Source organism: Streptomyces durocortorensis, assembly GCF_031760065.1.
In the GTDB taxonomy this organism is placed as follows: Bacteria; Actinomycetota; Actinomycetes; order Streptomycetales; family Streptomycetaceae; genus Streptomyces.
The window spans coordinates 311883-334660 of record NZ_CP134500.1 but is presented as its reverse complement, the minus strand read 5'-3'; the positions used below and the strand labels follow the sequence as shown (position 1 = coordinate 334660).

Annotated in this window: 10 protein-coding genes; 8 read left to right on the top strand and 2 right to left on the bottom strand. The window is 71.4% G+C overall.

Annotated features, from left to right (window positions below):
* Positions 1–172 precede the first annotated feature (172 nt).
* Positions 173–1120 carry a methionyl-tRNA formyltransferase gene (locus RI138_RS01265; RefSeq protein ID WP_311118386.1) on the bottom strand — a complete coding sequence of 316 codons (948 nt, stop codon included), beginning with the start codon at positions 1118–1120 and terminating at the stop codon, positions 173–175.
* Between the two features lie 249 nt (positions 1121–1369).
* Between RI138_RS01265 and RI138_RS01260 the strand changes: the two genes are divergently transcribed.
* The 8 genes from RI138_RS01260 (at position 1370) to RI138_RS01225 (ending at position 21550) form a co-directional block, all read left to right on the top strand.
* Positions 1370–2737, top strand: a complete 1368-nt coding sequence (locus RI138_RS01260; RefSeq protein WP_311118385.1) for a lysine N(6)-hydroxylase/L-ornithine N(5)-oxygenase family protein — start codon at positions 1370–1372, stop codon at positions 2735–2737.
* 43 nt (positions 2738–2780) lie between these two features.
* Positions 2781–3839, top strand: coding sequence for a FecCD family ABC transporter permease (locus tag RI138_RS01255; RefSeq protein WP_311118384.1), 1059 nt, complete (start codon positions 2781–2783; stop codon positions 3837–3839).
* Positions 3836–4903 (top strand): FecCD family ABC transporter permease, encoded by a 1068-nt coding sequence (locus tag RI138_RS01250; RefSeq protein WP_311118383.1) that lies wholly within the window; start codon positions 3836–3838, stop codon positions 4901–4903. Before RI138_RS01255 ends, RI138_RS01250 begins: the two co-directional genes overlap by 4 nt.
* Before the next feature lie 38 nt (positions 4904–4941).
* Positions 4942–5793 (top strand): ABC transporter ATP-binding protein, encoded by an 852-nt coding sequence (locus RI138_RS01245; RefSeq protein WP_311118382.1) that lies wholly within the window; start codon positions 4942–4944, stop codon positions 5791–5793.
* 196 nt (positions 5794–5989) lie between these two features.
* Positions 5990–7051 carry an iron-siderophore ABC transporter substrate-binding protein gene (locus tag RI138_RS01240; RefSeq protein WP_311118381.1) on the top strand — a complete coding sequence of 354 codons (1062 nt, stop codon included), beginning with the start codon at positions 5990–5992 and terminating at the stop codon, positions 7049–7051.
* Positions 7052–7096: 45 nt separating this feature from the next.
* A complete protein-coding gene (locus tag RI138_RS01235; RefSeq protein ID WP_311118380.1) occupies positions 7097–8884 on the top strand; it encodes an ABC transporter ATP-binding protein in 1788 nt (595 codons plus the stop codon).
* Positions 8885–8941: 57 nt separating this feature from the next.
* Complete coding sequence (locus RI138_RS01230; protein ID WP_311118379.1) at positions 8942–19840, top strand: non-ribosomal peptide synthetase; 10899 nt, start codon at positions 8942–8944, stop codon at positions 19838–19840.
* Between the two features lie 9 nt (positions 19841–19849).
* Positions 19850–21550: an ABC transporter ATP-binding protein gene (locus tag RI138_RS01225; RefSeq protein WP_311118378.1), complete on the top strand. Its 1701-nt coding sequence runs from the start codon at positions 19850–19852 to the stop codon at positions 21548–21550.
* Between the two features lie 28 nt (positions 21551–21578).
* Here RI138_RS01225 and RI138_RS01220 read toward each other — a convergent pair whose 3' ends face one another.
* Positions 21579–22703, bottom strand: a complete 1125-nt coding sequence (locus tag RI138_RS01220; RefSeq protein ID WP_311118377.1) for an alpha/beta hydrolase-fold protein — start codon at positions 22701–22703, stop codon at positions 21579–21581.
* Between the last annotated feature and the right edge of the window lie 75 nt (positions 22704–22778).

Genomic DNA, 22778 nt, shown 5'->3' with positions numbered 1-22778 from the left:
AATTACGGTGCACAAAGGGGATCACCGGTCTGCTGGCGATGGCCGGACTGCTGTCGGCGCCGGCGCGCCGGACACCCGGGGGAGCGCGCAACGCGGCGGGCCCGGTCCGCAGGCCGTTGCGGCCGCGGACCGGACCCGCCGGTTCGGAACGTGTGAGTGTGCCGCAGGTGTGTCAGGGGCGCCCCGTGAGGTACCCGCCCATGGAGGTGAAGTAGTCGGTCGCGGGCAGTTCGCGGCCGTCCTCCGTCCGCACGCGGGTGATGGCCAGGCCGCGGTTGCGGCCGGTGCGGGCGCCGGCTCCGGCGACGATGACCACGCCCTCGCCCTCCCGGTAGAAGATGCGGCCGGGCGTACCGCCGTAGTTGTTCCGGGAGACGACGGCGGTGAGGACTTCGAGCCGCTTGCCCTTGTGGTAGGTGAACGCGCTGGGGTACGGGGCGGACTGGGCGCGGACCAGGCGTTCGAGGTCTTCCGCCGGCCAGCTCCAGTCGATGCGGATGTCCTCGGTGGAACGCTTGTGGAAGAAGGTCGCCCGGGAGCGGTCCTGCGGGGTGAACTCGGTCTGCCCGGAGGCGATGAGGTCGAGGGCGCCGATGGTGACCGGGGCGATGAGGTCGACGGTCCGGTGGAAGAGGTCGGTGGCGGTGTCCGTCGGTCCGACCGGGATCGCCTCCTGCCGGACGATGTCACCCGCGTCGAGTTCCTCGTCCATCAGGTGCGCGGTCACGCCGACTTCGCTCTCGCCGTTGAGCAGCGCCCAGATCAGCGGCGAGAACCCGGCGTACTTCGGCAGCAGTGAGTCATGGACGTTCAGCGTGCCGTGCCGGGGAAGGCCGAAGATGCGCGGAGGGATCCAGGTCCGCCAGTTGTTGGCCACGATGATGTCCGCGTCCGCCTCCTTGAGGCGCTGGAACAGCTCCTCGTCGTCGGGCCGGTTGCGGATCAGGACCGGCACGCCGTGCTCCTCGGCGAGGTCGGCGACGGAGTCGCTCCAGATCCTCTCGTACGCGTGCTCGCTCTTGGGGTGCGTCACGACCAGCACCACCGTGTGCTCGGATTCGAGGAGGGCTTGCAGGGTGCGGTGCCCCCAGGTCTGGTAACCGAACATGACGACCCGCATGGGGTACCTCCTTGGGGCGGGGATGGACCGCGGCAAGTAAAGCAAGCCTTACCTGGTGCTGCAACAGGGCTTGTTTCAAGCCATGGTTGACGCTCTGTCAGCTAATGCCTCAGCCAGTCGGCCCTATCGACAACGCCACCAAGTGAGCTTAGGCTCACCTAAGTTCACATTGGGCGGCTCTTTCGGCCTGCCGATCCTTCGCCTTCCCTCCGCGCCTGACAGGCGTCCTTCCTGGACGATGGGAGTGACATGTCACAGGTTCTTCCTGGCGACACACCGCTGGTCCACGACCTCATCGGCATCGGCTTCGGTCCGTCCAATGTGGCCATGGCGATCGCGCTCAGCGAGCACAACGCCGGCGTCGGCGGGCAGGAGCCGGTCACCGCTCACTTCTTCGAGCAGCAGGCGAGCTTCGGCTGGCACCGGGGCATGCTCATCGACGACGCCACCATGCAGGTGTCCTTCCTCAAGGACCTGGTGACGCTCCGGAACCCGGCCAGCCAGTACAGCTTCCTCTGCTACCTGCAGAGCAGGGGCAGGCTGATCGATTTCATCAACCACAAGAACCTCTTCCCGCTGCGGGTGGAGTTCCACGACTACTTCGAGTGGGCGGCGGCCCAGGTCGAGGATCTGGTCTCCTACGGCCACGAAGTCGTCTCCGTCTCGCCGTTCGTCTGCGACGGCGTGGTGGAGCACCTCGACGTGACCGTCCGTTCCCGAGAGGGCCTTGAGGTGCACCGGGCCCGCAACCTCGTCATCGGTACCGGGCTGCGCCCTCTCATGCCGGACGGCGTCGAGCGCGGGGAGAGGGTCTGGCACAACTCAGACCTGCTGCGGAAGGTCGACGGCCTGGAGGGTGCGTCGCCCTCCCGGTTCGTCGTCGTCGGAGCCGGTCAGAGCGCCGCCGAGAACGTCGCCTATCTGCACCGCCGTTTCCCGGACGCGGAGGTCTGCGCGGTGTTCTCCCGATACGGCTACAGCCCCGCCGACGACAGCAGCTTCGCCAACCGGATCTTCGACCCCGCGGCGGTCGACGACTACTTCGCCGCGCCCGAGGACGTCAAGAGCCAACTGATGGCCTACCACGGCAACACCAACTACTCCGTGGTGGACATCGACCTGATCGACGACCTCTACCGGCAGATGTACCGGGAAAAGGTCCTCGGCACCGAACGGCTGCGCTTCCTCAACGTGTCCCGGGTCACCGGAGTGGAAACGGCGGACGACCGGGTGCGCGCCACGGTGAAGTCCCTGGTGACGGACGAGGAATCCACCCTGGACGCCGATGTCGTGGTCTTCGCCACCGGCTACAGCCCCGCCGATCCGCTCGGCCTGCTCGGCGAGGTCGCCGGGCGCTGCCTGCGCGACGACGCGGGCCGCGTCCGGGTCGAGCGCGACTACCGGATCGCGACCGGCCCCGAACTGCGCTGCGGCATCTACCTCCAGGGCGGTACGGAGCACACGCACGGGATCACGACGTCCTTGCTTTCCAACACCGCCATACGGGTCGGGGAAATCCTGGACTCGCTGCTCGACCGCCGCGTCAAGTCCACCTCCGACGAGTCCCGGCCGGTCGTCGAGGGGGGTACGGGTGCGGCTGAGGCGGCAGCGGGCTGAAGCCCGCGTCCCCGTTCCGATCAAAGGGATATCGTTCGTCGACATGCGCGCGATTGCAGTGGAACGCCCTGCGCCCGCAGGGTCAACGCACCTTCGTAGAAGGCGGGTTGCCGGGATGGGAGTCCTCGCCGCGACCCTGGTGGCAGCGGTCGCGGTGTCCCTGGCCGTCGGCGCACGCGCGTTGACCCCGGCCGAGGTCTGGCACGGGCTGTTCGCGGACCCCGATACCGACCAGCGGCTCACCGAGATCCGGCTCATCGTGCAGACCGTGCGCCTGCCCCGTACGGTCCTCGCACTCGTGGCGGGCCTGGCCCTGGGGGTGGGCGGTGCGCTGATCCAGGGATACACGCGCAACCCCATAGCCGACACAGGGCTGTTGGGGGTGAACGCCGGGGCCTCCTTCGCCGTGGTGTCGGTGATCGCCGTGCTCGGGCTCAGCAACCCGTTCCAGTACGTCTGGTTCGCCTTCCTGGGCGCGGCGGTCGCGGGTGTCCTCGTCTTCGGCCTGGCGAGCATCGGCAGGGGCGCGGGCAACCCGCTGACGCTCGCCCTCGCCGGACAGGGCGTCACGGTGTTCCTCGCGGCGATGACCACAGCGGTCGCGCTCTCCGACCAGAAGTCGCTGAACGCGCTGCGGTTCTGGAACGCGGGCTCCGTGGCCGGAGTCGGGTTCGACGTCATCTGGCCGGTGACCGCGTTCATCGCCGCCGGGCTGGTCCTGGCGCTGGTCACCCTGCCCGCCCTCAACCTTCTCAACCTGGGCGACGATGTGGCGCGCGGGCTGGGAGTGAACCTCGCGGCCAGCCGCACCATCGGCATCGTCTCCATCACACTGCTGGCCGGCGCGGCCACCGCGGCCTGCGGGCCCATCGCCTTCCTCGGGCTCATGGTGGCCCATGTGGCCCGCTATCTGACCGGCCCGGACTACCGCTGGCTGGTGCCGTACGCGGGTCTGCTCGGCGCAGGTGTCCTGCTGGTCTGCGACATCGTGGGCCGTCTGGTGGTGCGGCCCGGTGAGCTGGACGCGGGCGTCGTGGTCGCGCTCCTGGGCGCCCCGTTCTTCGCGGTCCTGGTGTGGCGAGGAAAGTTCAGGAGCGCATGAACGGGACCGAAGTGAAGACGCGGACAGTGGTGGCGCCGGGCGTGCGGCTCGGCCGGGTGTCGTTCTTCTGGCGGCCCTGGCTCGTGCTCCTCACGCTGGTCCTCATGGCGGCGACCTTCCTGGTCTTCTGCCTTTCCATCAGCATCGGGGACTTCCCCGTCGGCCTGTCCCGGGTGATCGCCACGATCCTGGGCCAGGGTGAACAGGTCGACGAGTTCGTCGTCATGGACCTGAGGATGCCGCGCGCGCTGGCCGGTCTCCTGGTGGGCATCGTGCTGGGCATGTCCGGGGCGATCACCCAGTCCGTGGCACGCAATCCGCTGGCCAGCCCGGACATCCTGGGGATCACCGGCGGAGCGAGCGCCGTCGCGGTGTTCCTGGTGACGGTCTCGGGCGGAGCCGGCGCGGCGATCGCCGGGTCGATCGGGCTGTCGGCAGCTGCGCTCCTGGGCGGTCTCGGCACGGGGCTGCTGGTGTACTTCCTCGCGTGGCGGCGCGGGGTCGACGGCTTCCGGCTCATCCTCATCGGCATCTCGGTGACGGCCGTGATGGAGGCGATCAAGAACTGGCTGCTGGTCTCGGCCGACCTCAGGGATGTCGCCCGGGCCCAGGCATGGCTGGTCGGTTCCCTGGACAACCGGTCGTGGGACGAGGTCCGCGTGGCGTTCTGGTGCGCCCTGGTCCTCGTCGTCGTCGTGGCCGCCGCCGCCTTCTCGTTCAAGCCGATGCACCTCGGCGACGAAGTCGCCGCCGGGCTGGGCGTCCGGTACACGCGTGTGCGGGCCGTCCTGCTGCTGTGCGCGGTGCTACTGGCCGCCGTGGGGGTGAGCGCCGCGGGTCCGGTGCCGTTCGTCGCGCTGGTGGCGCCCCAGGTGGCGATGCGCCTGGCGAAGTGGCCGACGCCGCCCATCATCGCCTCCGGGCTGGTGGGCGCGCTGCTGCTGATCGGCTCGGACCTGGTCGCGCGCGCGGCGCTGCCGATCGGTCTTCCCGTCGGTGTGGTCACCGCCGCGATCGGCGGGCCGTTCCTCGTCTACCTGTTGGTACGGGCGAACGTCAGGTAGATGGTAGTCAGTAAGGCGAACCTCAATAAGGGGGGCTTATGGCCGCTCAGTTCACCGTCCCGGCCGATGCCGGCGTCAAGGACGTCGCACGGTTGGCAGCCAGGGGCGTCACGGTCGGGTATGGCGGTCGCACCGTCATCGACGGGCTCGACGTGGCGATACCGGCCGGAGTGATCACGACGATCATCGGCCCCAACGGCTGCGGCAAGTCCACCCTGCTGCGCACCCTGACCCGGCTGCTCAAGCCGACCGGCGGCACCGTCCTGCTGGACGGCGAGGACATCGTCAAGCTCCGGACCAAGGACGTGGCCAGGAAGCTCGGCCTGCTGCCGCAGGCGCCGGTCGCGCCGGAGGGGCTGACCGTCGCCGACCTGGTGGCCCGCGGACGCCACCCGCACCAGAGCTGGCTGCGGCAGTGGTCCTCGGACGACGCCGGTGTCGTGGAGCGCGCGCTCGCCATGACCGGGGTGTCGGACCTGGCCGACCGTCCCGTCGACTCGCTCTCCGGGGGGCAGCGCCAACGCGTGTGGATCTCGATGGCCCTGGCCCAGGGCACCGATCTGCTGCTGCTTGACGAGCCGACCACCTATCTGGACCTGGCGCACGCCATCGACGTACTCGACCTGGTGGACGATCTGCACGAGTCGGGCCGCACGGTGGTCATGGTGCTGCACGATCTGAATCTGGCCACGCGCTACAGCGACAACCTCGTCGTCATGCGCGCGGGGGCCGTCCTGGCGCAGGGGCACCCGCGGGACGTGATCACCGCCGAGCTGCTGCGCGAGGCGTTCGGACTGCACGCCAAGGTGATCGACGACCCGGTGGGGGACCGGCCCCTCATCGTGCCCATCGGTCGCACGCATGTCCGGCTCGATGCACAGCAACCCTGAGTCGAACGCCTGTGTGTGCAACCGCTCTTGACGGAGTGGCAGATTGATTCGTCGGTCCGTGACGCATTGACCTCGGTCAACTCATGCTTAGCGGCGGGATGTTGGCTGGTTAGGCTAGGCTGGCCTCACTTTCCGGGATACAGTCTGGCTGCCCTCGGTCCGGGCGCAGTGGACAGCGCGAAAGTAGGGATTGCGGATGCTTCTTCATCGAACGACGACTGTGAAGCCGTGGCGGAAACTGGCCGCGGCGGTGTCCGCCGCGACCCTCGGCGTCGGTCTCCTCGCGGGATGCGGTTCCGACTCGGCGGAAGGCAAGGGCGGCAAGGGCGGCGACAACGCGCCTGCCGCGGCCGACGGCGCGTTCCCGGTGACCGTGGAGCACGCCTTCGGATCCACCGAGGTGGCCAAGGCCCCCAAGCGGGTCGTCACCGTCGGCTACACCGACGACCAGGCGGTCCTGGCGTTCGGCATCAAGCCGGTCGGCATGGTCGACCAGTACCCGAACCCGGTCGGCCAGTCGCCCGACATCAACACGCAGTGGCCCTGGGTGAAGGGCAAGTGGGGTGAGGCTCGCCCCGAGGTCGTCATGAAGAACGGTGACGCGGGCCCCAACTTCGAGAAGATCGCCTCCCTGCGTCCGGACCTGATCATCGCGGTCTACTCCGAGGTCGACAAGGCCGCTTACGAGAAGCTCTCCAGGATCGCCCCGACCGTGGGCCGCACCAAGGGGGAGAAGGAGCTCTTCAGCGCCCCCTGGCAAGACAACGCGGTGCACATCGCCAAGGCGCTCGGCAAGGAGGACGAGGGCGCCGAACTGGTGAAGGGCATCCAGGGCAAGCTCGACGCGGCCAAGAAGGCCCACCCCGAGTTCGCCGGGCAGAGGGCCGTCGCGCTGTCCTGGTACAAGGACTCGATCTCGGCGTTCACCTCCACCGACGTCCGCGGACGGCTCGTGACCGGTTCCGGATTCACGTATCAGTCCGAGATCGACAAGATCGCCGATGGCGGCTTCTCCGTCGCGCTCTCTCCCGAGCGTGTCGACCTGATCGACGTCGACCGCATCTTCGTCATCAACGACAAGGCGGACACGGAAGCGCTCAAGAAGTTCGAGCTGTTCACGAACCTGCCCGCCGTCAAGAACGGCAAGGTGTCCTACCTCCTGGACAGTGAAGGCCCCGCGGTCGGCGCGGCGATGTCCCAGGGCACCCTGCTCTCCCTGCCCTATGCGATCGACGAGCTTGTCGCTTCGGTCAAGTAGCGTGACGAAGCGACGGCCCCTTCCCCGGCGAGATGTGGTTCCCGAGTGACTGCCACCGACACCCGCGCAACCTCGGTGAACCTGCACACGGCGACTGGAGGCGAGGCCGCCCGCTGGGTGGCCGGGCACTGCCGGCAGGCCCCCTGGCTGACGGCCTCCACCGTGCTCACCACGGTCGCCGGGGCGGCGCTCCAGGTGCTCCCCGTGCTACTGCTGGGCCGGGTCGTCGACGGGGTGGTCGGGGGTGCGTCGCGGTCGATACTGCTCACGGTCGGGGTGCTGATGGTGGCCGCCGCGCTGCTCGGTGCGGCGGCCACCGCGGCCTCGACCTACCTGATCGGGAAACTCGGAGCCGAACTGCTCGCCCGGCTCCGCGAGGAGGCCGTCCGCGCCGTGCTGGGCATGCCGAGCACCCGCGTCGAACAAGTCGGCCGGGGTGACGTGCTGTCCCGCGTCGGGGACGACGTGGCCGTGCTCTCCAAGGGCATCCGAACGGCCGTCCCCACCGTTTTCTCCGCGGGCGTCCTGGTCGTCATCGCGACCATCGGGATGTTCGGCCTGGACTGGCGCCTCGGTCTGGCCGGAGCCGGGGCGCTGCCCGCGTACGCACTGGCGCTGCGCTGGTACCTGCCCAGGTCCGCCCCCCTCTACCGGCAGCAGAGGATGGCCCAGGCAGACCGCGCCCAGGCCCTGATCAGCGGGCTGAACGGGATCGACACGGTACGGGCGTACCGACTGGAGGGCGACGTCCGCGAGAAGGTCACCAGCGAGTCGTGGCGGGTGCGCAATCTCGGCGTCGAGGTGTTCCGCTTCTTCGGACGGTTCGTCGGCCGCGAGAACCGGGCCGAGTTCATCGGGCTCGTCCTGATCCTGGTCGTGGGGTACGCACTCCTGGAGGGCGGCGCCGCCACGCTGGGCGAGGTGTCGGCCGCCCCGCTGATGTTCCACCGCCTGTTCACCCCGCTGGGCGCCATCATGTTCACCTTCGACGAGGCACAGAAGTCGGGCGCGAGCCTCACCCGCCTGGTCGGGGTGTTCAAGGAGCCCGCCGAGGAGCGGCTGGTGGGCGACAGGTCCGTCCGGCCGGCCGACGTCGCGCCGCATCCGGTCACCGTACGGGGGCTGACCTTCCGCTATCCGGGCGCCGAGGAACCGGTGCTGCGGGAGGTGTCCCTGTCCATTCCCGCGGGGGGATCGCTCGCCCTGGTCGGGGCGACAGGGGCGGGCAAGTCCACCTTGGCCGCGCTCATCGCGGGCATCGGGAGACCGGGGGCCGGATCGGTACGCATCGGCGCGCACGACCTCGCCGACCTGGACGAGGCCGGCGCGCGCGCCCTGGTGAGCATCCTGACCCAGGAGACCCACGTGTTCGCCGGTCCGCTCGGCGACGACCTGCGGCTCGCCGCACCCGAGGCGAGCGATGCCGAACTGCTGGACGCCCTGCGGACGGTGGGCGCCGGAGCGTGGGTCGAGCTGCTGCCCGACGGGCTGGACACCCGGGTCGGGGAGGGCGGCGAGCGCCTGGACGTCACCAAGGTCGCCCAGATCGCCCTGGCCCGGCTGGTCCTGAGCCGGTCACCGGTGGTCGTGCTCGACGAGTCGACCGCCGAGGCGGGCAGCGAGGGCGCCGCGGAGCTGGAACGTGCCGTGCTGGCGGCGTGCTCGGGCCGGACCACGCTGTTCGTGGCCCACCGGCTGACCCAGGCCATGGCGGCGGACCGGATCGCCGTGCTGGACGCGGGACGCGTGGTGGAGGAAGGAACACACAGCGAACTGGTGGCCCTGGGCGGCCAGTACGCGCGACTGTGGCGCGCATGGCGAGAAGGTAGTTAGGTAAACCTAACGAAGGCTGGGCTAACTCGCATGTCCTGGAAGGGTGCTGAGACTTCGATGACGGAACCGACCGCTCCTTGCGTACTGCTCACTCCCGCGCGACTGGCCGCCGTACGCAGGCGGATCGGCGACTACAGCGACCGTGGCGTCATCGAGGCGTGCGCCGTCGGACTCGCCTACTGGGCGACCGGCAGCGGCCCGGACGGTATGCGCCTCACGCCCGCCACGCCCTTCCCCGACGTCCTCGGATGGGTCGACAACGGCGGCCGCATGGCAGGAGGTTGGGAGGTCGACGTCGACAGCCGGAGCATCGCCCTGCCGGCCGGCGTCGATCAGGCCGACGCGCAGCAGGCGCTGGACGACCTCGCCGACTTCCCCGACCGGCCCCTCGGCACCATAGGCCCGTCCGGCCCCGGAGCGAGGATCGAGGCCCTGGCCCGGTGGAACGACACCCGCGCCGACCGGGCCCGCCCGACCATCATGGAGATGTTCCGCGAACAGGCGCGCCTGAGGCCGGAAGCCATCGCCGTCGTCGACGAGCACCGCTCCCTGACGTACCGGCAGCTGGCCCGGAAGTCAGCCCAGTTGGCCCACCATCTGATCGAGCGCGGCCTCACCTCCGAACAGGCCGTCGGCATCTCGCTGGGCCGCTCCGCCGACATGGTCGTCGGACTCCTCGCCGTACTCCAGGCGCGGGGCGCCTTCGTGCCGCTCGATCCGCAGTGGCCCACCGCCCGCCGGGCCGTCGTCGTCCAGGACGCCCGGGTCGTGCTCCAGCTCAACACCACGGGCAAGGCCGACGCCGGGGAGCCGGACGCCGTCGCCGTCGACCTCGGTGACTGGAAGTACGGCGCCCACCCGGTGGACGCGCCCGACGCGGCCGTCCCCGGCGCCGCCCTGGCCTACGTGATCTTCACGTCCGGTTCGACGGGACGGCCCAAGGGCGCCATGATCCGCCACGACGCGATCAGCGAGCGCCTCCTGTGGCAGGCCGGTGAGATCCTCCGGTTCGGCCACGACGACGCCTCGCTCTTCAAGGCGCCGCTCTCGTTCGACATCTCCGTCAACGAGATCTTCCTGCCGCTGGTCTCCGGCGCCCGCCTGGTGATCCTGCGGCCCGGCGGCGAACGCGACCCCCACCACCTGCTGAGCGTCATCTCCGAACAGCGCGTCACCTTCACCTATCTGGTGTCGTCCATGCTGGACGTGCTGCTGGAGATCGCGGGCGACTCCGGCCGACTCGACAGCCTGCGGCACGTCTGGTGCGGCGGCGAGGTGCTCACCCCGGAGCTGTACGAGCGGTTCCGCCGCCACCTCGACATCCCCCTCTACCACGGCTACGGCCCGGCCGAGACGACCATCGGCGTCTCCCACGTCATCTACCGGGGCGCGGCCGAACGCCTGTCGACCTCGATCGGCCGGGCCAACCCCAACACCCAGCTCTACGTCCTCGACGACGAACTGCGCCCCGTCCCGGTCGGCGTCGGCGGCGAACTGTACGTCGGAGGGTTCCTCCTGGGGCGCGGATACGTCGGTGCCCCCGGCCTCACCGCCTCCCGCTTCGTGGCCAACCCCTTCGCCTCGGACGGGTCCCGGCTCTACCGCACCGGCGACCTGGCGCGGTACGCCCCGGACGGGTCGCTGGACTTCCTCGGCCGGGCCGACAACCAGGTCAAGATCCGCGGTATGCGGCTGGAGATCGAGGACGTCGAGGCCTCCCTCGCCGAGCACCCCGGGGTACGGCACAGCTGCGTCGTCGCGAAGAAGAACACGGCGGGCGGCACCTACCTGGTCGGATACGTCATCCCGTCCGCCGGGAACGAGGGCCTGAGCGGCGACGAGGTCAAGGCGTGGGCCGCCGCCACCATGGTCGACTACATGGTCCCCGCCCACCTCGTGGTGCTGGCCAGGTTCCCGCTCACCGCCAACGGCAAGGTCGACCGGGCCGCCCTGCCGGAGCCCGCGACCGGCACCGGCACGGTGTTGGCGCCCGCCACCGAGAACGAGCGCCTGGTGTGCGCGGCCGTCGCGGCGGTGCTGCGGAGGGAAGAGGTCGGCGTCGACCAGGACTTCTTCCAGCTCGGCGGAGACAGCATCCTGGCGATCTCCCTGCTGAGCGCCCTGCGGGACGTGGGCCTCCACGTGACGGCACGCCAGATCTTCACCAACACCGTCATCGGGGCACTGGCGGCGGTGGCGAGCCGTGAGGGCGTCACCGCCGTGGACCACGGTGACGTAGCCACCGGCCCGGTCATGGGATCGCCCATAGTGCAGTGGCTCGGCGAGACCACGGACGCGATCGACGGCTTCGTCCAGTCGGTCGTCCTGAACACCCCGGCCGCCCTCACCGCCGACGCGCTCGACCGCGTCCTCGCCGCCGTACTCGCCCGGCACGACATGCTGCGCGCCCGGCTGGTGCGCGGCGACCGCTGGGGCTTCGCCATCCCGCAGCCCGGCCAGGGCGCCATCGGGTGGCAGGAGAGCGACGCCCCGCTGGAGCAGTGCGTCGCGCTGGCCACCGACGGGCTCGACCCGGCGGGCGGGGTGATGCTGCGCGCCGTCTGGCGCCGCGAGGCCCGGCAACTGGTCCTGGTGGCCCACCACGTCGTGATCGACGGCGTGTCCTGGCGCATCCTGATGGACGATCTGGCCACGGCCTGGCGTCAGTCGGCCTCCGGAAGCCCCGTCGACCTGCCGCCCGTCGGAACCTCGTTCCGCCGCTGGACCCAGCTGCTGGCCCGTGCCCCCTTCGCCGCGGACCGTACGCACTACGAGACCCCGCTGCCCGCGCCGGACGCGCCGCTCGGCAGGCGGGCCCTGGCCGAGACCGACACCGTGGCCCGCGAGCGGACCCGGACCGTCTCCGTCGGGCCCGAGCACACGGCCGCGCTGCTCGGCGAGGTCCCCGCGAAGTTCCACGCGGGCGCCAACGACGTCCTGCTCACCGCCCTCGCCGTCGCCCTCGCCCGCCGGCGCCGCGACCACGGGCAGGACCAGACGTTCGCCCACATCGAGCTGGAGGGCCACGGCCGAGAAGGGCGCTTCGTCGCTGAAGCGGCGGGATTCGAACCCGAACTGTCGCGTACGGTCGGCTGGTTCACCACTCTCTTCCCGGTCACCGTGGACCCCGGAACGGCCGCCGACCTCACCGCGCCCGCCTACCTCGCCGCCGCCCTCAAGGCGGTCAAGGAGGGCCTCGCCCGCACCCCGTCCGGCGGCCTCTCCTACGGCGCCCTGCGCTATCTGTCCGGAGCGGGCCTGGCCGGACCGGCCCCCCAGGTCCTCTTCAACTACCTGGGCCGCTATGACGCGGGAGCCTCCGGTGACTGGCAGCTCGCGGGCACCACAGGGCAGTTGGGCGAGAGGCGCGACCCGGACATGCGCCTGCCGCGTGCCCTGGAGTTCAACGCGATCGCCGAGCCCGACCCGAACGGCCACTACGCACTGGTCACCACCATCTCCTGGCCCGAAGGCGTCTTCACCGACGACGACATCGACACCCTCGCCGACTACTTCCGCTCGGCCCTCACCGCACTCGCCACCCTCGAAACGGGCGGTCACACGCCCAGCGACTTCCCGCTGGTGCCGCTCACCCAGGCCGACGTGGACGAGCTCGACGGACCGGCCCTGCGCGACATCCTTCCGCTCACCCCGTTGCAGGAAGGCCTCTACTTCCACTCGGTCTTCGACGGCGACACCACGGGCAGCTACGTCGAACAGCAACTCCTCACGCTGGAAGGCGAGGTGGACCCCGAACGGCTCGCCGCGGCGGCCACCCGGCTGCTCACGCTCCACCCCGGCCTGGCGGCCCGCTTCACGTCCCTCGCCGACGGCCGGGTCGTCTCCGTCGTCGAGAGCGGCATACGGGCGCCCTTCACCACACTGGACCGTCCCTCCATCACCGACGACGAGATCCGCGACCTCGCGGAGCGGGACCGCCGTGCCGGGTTCGACCTCGCCGCCGGGCCGCTGATGCGGTACACCCTCATCCGCGCCGGTGCGGGCCGCACGGTCCTGGTGCAGACCGTGCACCACATCATCGCCGACGGCTGGTCGGTGCCTCCGATGCTCCGTACGCTGCTGGCCGAATACCACGCGCCCGGGACGGTGTACCCGCTCGGCGGCTACCGCGACTACGTGAACTGGCTCGCCGGACGCGACCAGGACGAGAGCGACCGCGTGTGGCGCGAGGAACTCGACGGCCTGCCCGGCCCGTCCCTCGTGGCCGAAGGGCACACCCCCTCCGCGCGGTTCGCCGACCTCGCCGCCGAGCCCGCCGAGGACGTCGACGCAGCCGCACGGTCGGCCGGGGTGCCCCTCAGCGTGGCCGTGCACAGCGCGTGGGCGGTGACGCTGGGCGGCATCCTGCGCGGCAGGGACGTCGTCTTCGGCTCCACCGTGTCGGGGCGCGACGCGGCCGTGCCCGGCATCCGGGACATGGTGGGCCTATTCATCAACACCGTTCCGGTACGCGCCCGTTGGGAAGGCACCGACACCGCACGGGACCTGCTCGCGGCGGTCAAGGCGCACCAGGGCAGGGTGCTGGCCCACCAGCATGTCTCCCTGGCGAGGATCAGTCGGCAGAACGGCGCGGGCTCCCTCTTCGACACACTGGTGGTGTTCGACGTGGCGACCGACGTCGACGCCCTGCGCGGCCCGGACGACACCCTCGTCATCACCGACATCGTCAACGAGGGAGCCCCGCACTACCCGTTGACGCTGGTGGTCGAGCGAGGACGCGACGGCCGCCCGCGCTTCAACCTCATCTACGACGGTGAGCTGCTGCGCCGGGAGAGCGCCGAGGCGGTCCTGCACACCTTCACCCGGACCCTCGCCGAGCTGCTGGCCGACCCGGACACCCCGGTCGACGAGCTGGCCCCGAAGGCCGACAGGGCACCGGAACGGTCCGCCCCGGCGACCCTGGGCGCGCTGTTCGACGCCGCGGCACGGCGCCACCCGGCGGCCACCGCCGTCACGCAATGTGCCCTCGACGGCGGTACCCGCTCACTGACCTACGGAGAACTCGCCGCGGAGAAGGACGCGTTGGCCGCAACCCTGCGCGCGGCCGGAGTGCTCCCCGGCCGACGGGTCGCCGTAGCCGTGCCGCGCTCCCTGGAGCAGGTCGTCGCCCTGATCGCGGTCGTCACCGCCTCAGGCGCGTACGTACCCCTGGACCTCGCCTACCCGGACGAGCGGCTGGAGTACATCCTCGCCGACGCCGCCCCGCAGGTCGTCCTCGTGGACCGCGAACAGCACGGCCGCCTCACCCGGCTGCTGGAACGGGCGGGCGTGGCGGCCCGCGTCCTCGTCCAGGGCGACCGGCTCCCGGCCGACGAGGAGACCGCCGCGCCCGAAGCGACCCCGCAGGACCCGGCGTACATCATCTACACCTCCGGCTCGACCGGCCGGCCCAAGGGCGTCGTCGTACCGCACTCCGCGGTGTCGGCGCTCCTCGCGAACACCCGCCCCGACATGGGCTTCGGACCCGACGACGTGTGGGTCCAGTTCCACTCCTTCTCCTTCGACTTCGCCGTCTGGGAGCTGTGGGGCGCGCTGGCACACGGCGGCGAGCTGCTGGTCCCGGAGTACGCACTGACCCGCTCCCCGGTCGACTTCCACCGGCTGGTCCGCGAGCGCGGCGTGACCGTCCTCAACCAGACCCCGTCCGCGTTCTACCGGTTCATCGAGGCCGACCTGCACGCCGACCGGCCCGCCACGGGGCTGCGCCGCATCATCTTCGGCGGCGAGGCCCTCGACCTCGGGCGGCTGCGCGGCTGGGTCGAACGGCACGGCACCGGCACGCCCGAACTGGTCAACATGTACGGCATCACCGAAACCACCGTCCACGTCACCCACCGGGTGCTGACGGACGACGACTTCGCCCGGGGCACGGACGCCAGCCCCATCGGAGGCCCCATCCCCGGCCTGACCGCCTATCTGCTCGACGACCGGCTCCGCCCGGTGCCGCCGGGGCGGGTGGGCGCCGTCTACGTCGCGGGCGACCAGGTCTCTCCGGGGTACCTGGGCCGGCCCGGGCTCACCGCCGGACGGTTCGTGGCCGACCCGTTCGCGGCCGACGGCTCCCGCATGTACCACACGGGAGACCTCGCCCGGCGGACGCTCGACGGCGAGCTGGAGTTCGCGGGCCGCGCCGACGACCAGGTACAGCTGAAGGGATTCCGGGTCGAGCTCGGCGAAGTGGAGGGAGCCGTACGGGAGCTGGACGGGGTCGTCGATGTGGCCGTCACCGTGGCGGACAGCGGCGACCACCTCGTCGCCCATGTCGTGGGCGAGGTGCCCGCTGACTGCACCGCCCGGCTCTCCGCCAAGCTGCCCGTACACATGGTCCCGGGCCGGGTGCTGCCGGTCGACGCGCTGCCGCTGACGGTCAACGGAAAGCTCGACCGCAAAGCCCTCACCGAGCGCGCCGCACAGCAGGAGGCCAGTCAGCGGGAGCAGGCCACCGGCGACTCCGCGCTCACCGCACTGGTCGACATCTTCGCCGCCGCGCTGCCCGGGGCCGCCGTGGACGCCGACACCGACTTCTTCGCCGCCGGGGGCGACAGCATCGTCGCCATCACCGTGATCAACCGGGCCCGCGCACTCGGCCTGCCGATCGCACCCCGGGACGTATTCCTCCTCAAGACCCCGCGCGCCCTCGCGGACCACCTCGCCACGCGCGCCCCGCAACGCGCCGCACCCGTGCCGCCCCGCCGCGAGGACGGCCCGCTCCCGGCGACACCGATCATCCTGCGTCAACGCGAACTCGGCGGCTCACTCGCCCGGTTCGCCCAGGCCAGGACCCTCGTCGCCGCCGAAGGAACGGGACTCGCGGACGTACGGCGCGCGGCGAGTGCCGTCCTGGCCGCGCACCCCGCCCTGCGCCTGCGCCTCCAGGTCGAGCACGGCGTGTGGGCCCTTCGCACCGAACCCGCCCGCGAGGCCGACGTCGTGCAGGTGGACACGACCGACGCGACGGCCGCCGCGAACGAGGCCGCCGGGCGGCTCGACCCCGAGACCGGAGAGGTCACCGCCTTCACCTGGTTGGAGCCGAGCCGCACCCTGGTCGTCACCGTGCACCACCTCGCCGTGGACGCCGTCTCCTGGCTCGTTCTCCTCGACGACCTGGCCACCGCCCTCGGCGGCTCCCCGCTACCGCCGCCGACGACCTCGTACGCCGAGTACGCCGAAGCCCTGGCCGTACGGTCGGGGGAGCCGGCCGAGGCCCTCGGCCACTGGATCACCATCCTTCAGTCACCGCCGCTGCTGCCCGCCGTCACGGGGACGCGCGAGATCACGGCGGTCCTGCCGCCCGAAACGAGCGACCGGGTGACGCGCACCGCGCCCGGCGCACTCGGCCTCGGCCTCACCGAGCTGCTGTGCGGCGCCCTGCGCACCGCGCTGACGCAGATCCAGGCCGCCGCGCCCACCGACCTCGCCGTCGACCTTGAGCGCCACGGCCGGGTCCCGGCCCTGGAGCACCACGACTACTCCCGCACCGTCGGCTGGTTCACCTCCATCGCCCCCGTACGCCTCACGGCCCACACCGACCCGGTCACCGCCGCGCGCGAGGTCGCCGAACGCCAGCCGGACGAGCACGGGCACACCGCCTACGGCCGGCTCCGGTACCTCAACCCGCAGACCGCCCCGCTGCTGACCGCCCGCCCTCAGATCCTCTTCAACTACCTCGGCCGGGGCGCCGAATCCCGCGCCCCCCACCTCACCGGCGGCGAGCGGAGCAGCCCGTACGCCGTAGAGGTCAACGCCTGGACCGACGAGGCCACCGGAAGCCTGCACGCGGCCTTCACCCTCGCCGACGGCGTACCGGACGCGATCGCCGGACACTGGCTCGCCGCCCTGGAGCAGATCGCCCACGCCTCCGCGACGGCCGAACGCACGGCCCCGGTCACCCCGCTCCAGCGGGGCCTGTTCTTCCAGGCCCAGATGGCGGGCGCGGCCGGGCACTACGTCGCCCAGAGCTACTTCACCTTCGACCGCCGCCTGGACACCGACGCGCTGGCCGACGCCATGGCGTACGTCATCGCGCGCCACCCGGTCGTCGGCGCGGGCTTCACCACCGACGACGACGGAAACCCGGTCCAGGTCCTGAAGTCGAGCCGCCGGGTCGGCGTCCGGGTGGTCGAGGCGGCGACGGACGCCGAGACCGAGGCCCTGCGCACCCGGGACCGCGAGCGAGGCTTCGACCCGGGGGAGCCGCCGCTGATCCGGATCACCGTCGTACGGCGACCCGACGGCCACGACGACCTGCTGCTCAGCTACCACCTGCTGCTCTGGGACGGCTGGTCCCGCGAGATCCTGCTGCGCGACCTGTTCGACGCGTACGAGGCCGTCGTCGCGGGCGAGCCGTGGGACACGGCCCCCGCCGTGCCGGGCTTCGAGGAGTACGCCCGGGAGCTCGCCGCGAAGGAGCCGTCCGAGTCCGAGCGCTTCTGGGCGGAGCACCTCAAGGGCCTGCCGGGGCCGACGCTGCTCGCCGGACCGGCCCCGGCCCTGGCCCAGGAGCTGCCGCAGCCGCTCGTGCACTCCCTCCCGGCCGAACTGACCGAGCTGCTGCGGGAAGCGGCCCGGGTCCACGGCGTCACCCTGAACTCGGTGCTGACCGGGGCCTTCGGCCTCCTCCTCGGGGCCCGCACCGGCCGCGCCGACGCCGTTTTCGGCGTCACCGTCTCGGGCCGTGAGGGCGAGGGGCGCTCCGGCATCGTCGGCGTACTCCTGAACACCGTCCCGATGTGGACGCGGGCCCGGCCCGACGACACGGTCGGCGCCTACCTGGCGGCCGTGCAGGCGGCGCGGGTCGCGGCGATGGACCATGAGCACCTGGGGCTCGGAGAGATCCAGCGGGCCAGCGGCCACGACACCCTCTTCGACAACCTGTTCGTGCTCCAGAACTTCCTGGACCGGGACGCCTTCGCCGCGATGAACGCCCGCCACGGCATCACATCCGTCCGGGCGGACGACTCCACCCACTACCCGTACACCTGGGTCGTCACGCCTGGCGACCGGCTCACGGTCAAGCTGGAGCACCGCCACGGCGACCCCGAAGCCGCCCGCCTGCTCCTCGACGACTACCTGCGCGTCCTGGAGGACGTGGCGGGGGCGACCGGCCCGATGGGCGCGCTGCCCGGTCCGGGACCGGACCCCGAGCCCGCCGACCGCACGGACATCGGCACGGACACCGTCGTGGACCGCTTCGACCTCGCGGTCGACCGCGATCCGCAACGGATCGCGCTCGTCGCCGACGGCGCGACGATGACCTTCGCCGAACTCCGGGACCGCAGCCGGGCCGTGGCGGGCGTGCTCGCCGGGCGGGGCATCGGCCCGGAGACCACCGTGGGGCTGGCGATCCCCCGCTCCCTCGACTGGATCGCGGCGCTGTTCGCCGTCCTGCGGGTCGGCGCCGCGTACGTGCCGCTGGAACTGGACCACCCCGACGAGCGGATCGCGGCGATCGTCGAGGACGCGCGGCCCGAGGTCATCCTCACCGTGAGCAGCGTGTCGCCCCGGCTGAGCGGCGAACTGATCGAACTGGACCGCCCGTTGCCCGAGGCGGAGCCGTTCGTGACGTTCACGCCCGAGGACCCGGACCGGCTGCGCCACCCCGCGTACACGATCTACACCTCGGGATCGACCGGGAAGCCGAAGGGCGTGGTGACCGCCTACGCAGGGCTCACCAACATGCTGATCAACCATCAGCGACGGATCTTCGAACCGGTGCTCGCCGACCACGGCCACCGGACCTTCAGGATCGCGCACACCGTGTCGTTCGCGTTCGACATGTCGTGGGAGGAGCTGCTGTGGCTCGCCGACGGGCACGAAGTCCACATCTGCGACGAGGAGTTGCGCCGCGACGCACCCCGGCTGGTCGAGTACTGCGGCGAGCACGGCATCGACGTCATCAACGTGACCCCGACCTACGCCCAGCAGCTGGTCGCCGAAGGGCTGCTCGACAACCCCGAACGACGCCCCGCGCTGGTGCTGTTGGGTGGTGAAGCCGTCACCCCGACGCTGTGGCGGCGGCTCGCCGGGACGAAGGGCACGGTTGGCTACAACCTGTACGGGCCCACCGAGTACACCATCAACACCCTCGGCGTCGGCACCTTCGAATGCCAGGACCCGGTGGTCGGCGTGGCCATCGACAATACCGACGTGTACGTCCTCGACCCCTGGCTGCGGCCGCTGCCCGACGGAGTGGCCGGCGAGCTGTACGTGGCGGGCGTCGGCATCGCGCGCGGCTACCTGGGCCAGAGCGCCCAGACCGCGCACCGCTTCGTCGCCTGCCCCTTCGGCGCACCCGGCGAGCGCATGTACCGCACCGGGGACCTGGTGCTCCGCAGGCCCGATGGGAACATCGCCTACCTGGGCCGCACCGACCAGCAGGTCAAGATCCGCGGGCACCGCGTCGAACTGGGCGAGGTCGAGGCCGTGTTCGCGGCCCACCCGGCGGTCCGCTTCGTCGCCGCGGTCGCCCAGCCGGACCCCCAGGTCGACGGGGCTCACCGGCTGGCCGCCTATCTCGTCCTGGCGGACTCCGCCGACCTGGCCCGGGTCGCCGCCGAAGTCGGCGCGGGGCTGCCGGACTTCCTGCGCCCCACCCACTACGCACAGGTCGACAGTATCCCCCTCACCGTGAACGGGAAGGCTGACACCAAGGCGCTTCCCGATGCCAGGCCGCTGGGCGCGCTGACCACGGCGCAGGAGCGCGGACCGGAGACCGAAACCGAGAGGGTGGTCTGCGAGTTCTTCGCCGAGGCGCTGGACCTGGACGATGACGAGGTGAGTGCGGTGAGCGACTTCGTGTCCCTCGGCGGACACTCCATGCTGGCGGTGCGGCTGATCGGGCTGCTCCGCCGGGAGTACGGTCCTGTGATCACCATCCGTGATCTGTTCACCCTGCGAACCCCGGAAGCGATGGCCCGCCACCTCGATGAGAACTGACGTCCGTTGATGAAGACCGACACGCAGCGGCCCCGCCCGGGCGCCGCCATCCTGCGAACCGCCCTGCGCCGCAACATCGGCGCCATGATCGCGGGCACCGTCCTCATGGGCCTGTACCAGGCGGCGGAGACCGCGTTCCCCATCGCGCTCGGCATGATCGTCGAGCACACGATGCAGGACCGCAGCCTCCCCTCGCTCGGAGTGTCGATCGGCGCGCTGGCCGTGATCATCACGACGGTGTCCCTGTCGTGGCGGTTCGGCATGCGGGTGCTGCAGAAGGCCAACACGACCGAGGCGCACCGCTGGCGGGTCCAGGTCGCGGCCTGCGGGCTCCAACCGGTGGCCAGGGACGTCGACGGCCTCAAGTCCGGCGAGATCCTGACCATCGCCACCGAGGACGCCGACCAGACGGCCGACATCATCGAAGTGGTACCGCTGCTGATCAGCTCTCTGGTCGCCGTGTCGGTCGCGGCCGTGGCACTGAGCCTGGCCGACCTGCGGCTCGGCCTGCTGGTGGTCGTGGGGACCGTCGCGATCCTGTCGGTCCTGGCCGTGATGTCCAAGCGGATCGGCGCCAGCACCCAGGAGCAGCAGGCCAAGGTGGCACGGGCCGGAGCCAAGGTCGCCGACCTCATCATCGGCCTGCGCCCGCTCCACGGCTTCGGCGGCAACCACGCCGCGTTCGGCTCCTACCGCAAGGTCAGCACCGACGCGAAGCGCCAGGCCGTCACCGTGGCCCGGGTGAACGGCCGGTACGCGGGCACCGCGCTGGCCCTCAACGCGGTCCTCGCCGCGGCGGTCTCCCTGACGGCGGGCTGGCTGGCGTTCGAGGGCCGGATCACCATCGGGGAACTGGTCATGGCCGTGGGCCTCGCGCAGTTCATCATGGAACCGCTGAAGATGTTCTCCGAGATGCCCAAGTACGTGATGATCGCACGGGCTTCGGCCGAGCGGATGGCGCTGGTGCTCTCCGCCCCACCGGTGGCGACACCGGGCCCCGGCCGCCCGGAGCCGGGCGGAACCCTGGAGGTCGACTGCGTACGGCACGGCACCCTGCGGGAGCTCAAGTTCACCGTGAACGCGGGCGAGTTCGTGGCGATCGCCGCCTACCAGCCGCGCGCGGCGGCAGACCTCGCCGCCGTCCTCGCGGTGAACGTCGCCCCCCACACGTACGGTGGAGTGGTGCGCATCGGAGGCCAGGAGATCGCGGACCTGTCGGTCGAAGCCGTACGCGAGCACATGCTGGTGAACCCGTACGACGGGGAGATCTTCGCCGGTACCCTCCGGACGAACATCGACCCGTCGGGCACCAGCCGGACGGTCGAGGAGGCCGTCGAGGCGTCCATGCTCACCGATGTCGTCGCCCTTCACCGCGAGGGCCTGGACTACGCGGTCCGCGACCGAGGGGCGAACCTCTCCGGAGGCCAGCGGCAACGCCTGTCACTGGCCCGCGCGTTGGCCGCCGACACAGAGGTGCTGGTCCTGCACGACCCGACGACGGCCGTCGACGCGGTCACCGAGCAGCTCATCGCGCGCAACATCGCGAAACTGCGCCGAGGCCGGACGACGGTGGTGATCACCAGCAGCCCACCGCTCCTGGACGCGGCGGACCGTGTCCTGGTCCTCGACGAGGGCGTGATCACCGCCGAGGACACGCACCGCAACCTGCTGGCACGGGACGAGGCGTACTGCCTGGCCGTGGCGAGGTGAACCGAGGGGGTCCCGCCCGGGGAGCCTCTCAGCCCAACGCCCAGGCCACATCCCTCAGCAGCGCCTGCCGCCAGCCCGCGCGGTCGTGCGCGGAAGCCGAACGTGACACGCGCACGGTGGCACCCGACCGCTCGGTCAGCGTCTCGGCCAGCTCGCAGTGGGGCAGCATGGAGGCCTCGTGCTCCCCCACGTCGAACGCGCACCGCAGCCGGGACAGGTCGGCGCCCCGCCGCAGCCGCCCGGCGATCGCGCCCCCGACTGCCCCGCCCAGCGGATCCGCCGACTCCATGGCCCCGGGTGCCCACCAGAAGGACCCCGACTGGCAGGCGATACGGGAGACCAGCTCCGGGAACTCCAGAGCCGCGTACAGCGCGCTCAGCCCGCCCAGGCTCTGCCCGGCCACCACCAGCCGGTCCGGATCGGCCACCACGCCGGACTCGGCCACCAGCGGCAGCAGTTCGTCCCGGACCGCCTCCCACAGTGCGGGGCGGCAGCCGAACTCCGCCTCCCGGTCCTTGGCGGGTACGAAGACGAGGGTGACCGGAGGCATGTCACCCGCGTCGAAGGCCGCGTCGAAGGCAGTCATGGCCGGGTGCAGATAGAGCCAGTCGTCCCCGTCGAGCAGCAGCACCACGGGACCGCCGCCGCCCACCGGGTGGACGCGCACGGTGCGCCGCCCGCCGAGCCGGTCGCTGTTCCAGCGGAGCCGGGTACGGGGGAGGGGCAGGACGTCGTCCGGGCCGAGGGCGGGCCAGTGCGGCTGGGGCGGGGCATCCGGCGTCGCGGCGATGGACCGCTCGCCGCCTGCGCCGACCGGGTTGAACGGATCGGCGTGGGCGGCCCCTCCCGCGAGGACGCGGTAGGTCACCCGCAGCCGCGCGGGCATGCGCACCTCGGCGTACCAGCAGTCCGTGGAGTCCCAGCGACGCAGCGGCACGGGCGGTGACCAGCTCTCGAAGTCGAGTACGGCCTCGGAGCCGCGCCACAGGAAGAGGGTCAGCCAGCCCCCGCCGTCGGCGGGTACCGACACGGGTGTCCGTGCCGCCGCCCAGAACGCGTCGGTACCGGGCCGGGACAGCAGCCCGAACGCGGCGAAGGGGCGCTTGTCGTCGGTGGTCGCGCCGGAGGGGGGAGGCGGTGAGGCACTCGTCATCAGGTGACCCTAACCCAACGGGCGCAGGGGTGGACTACCCGAACTGGCCTATGAACAAACGAACTTGCTTCCCGA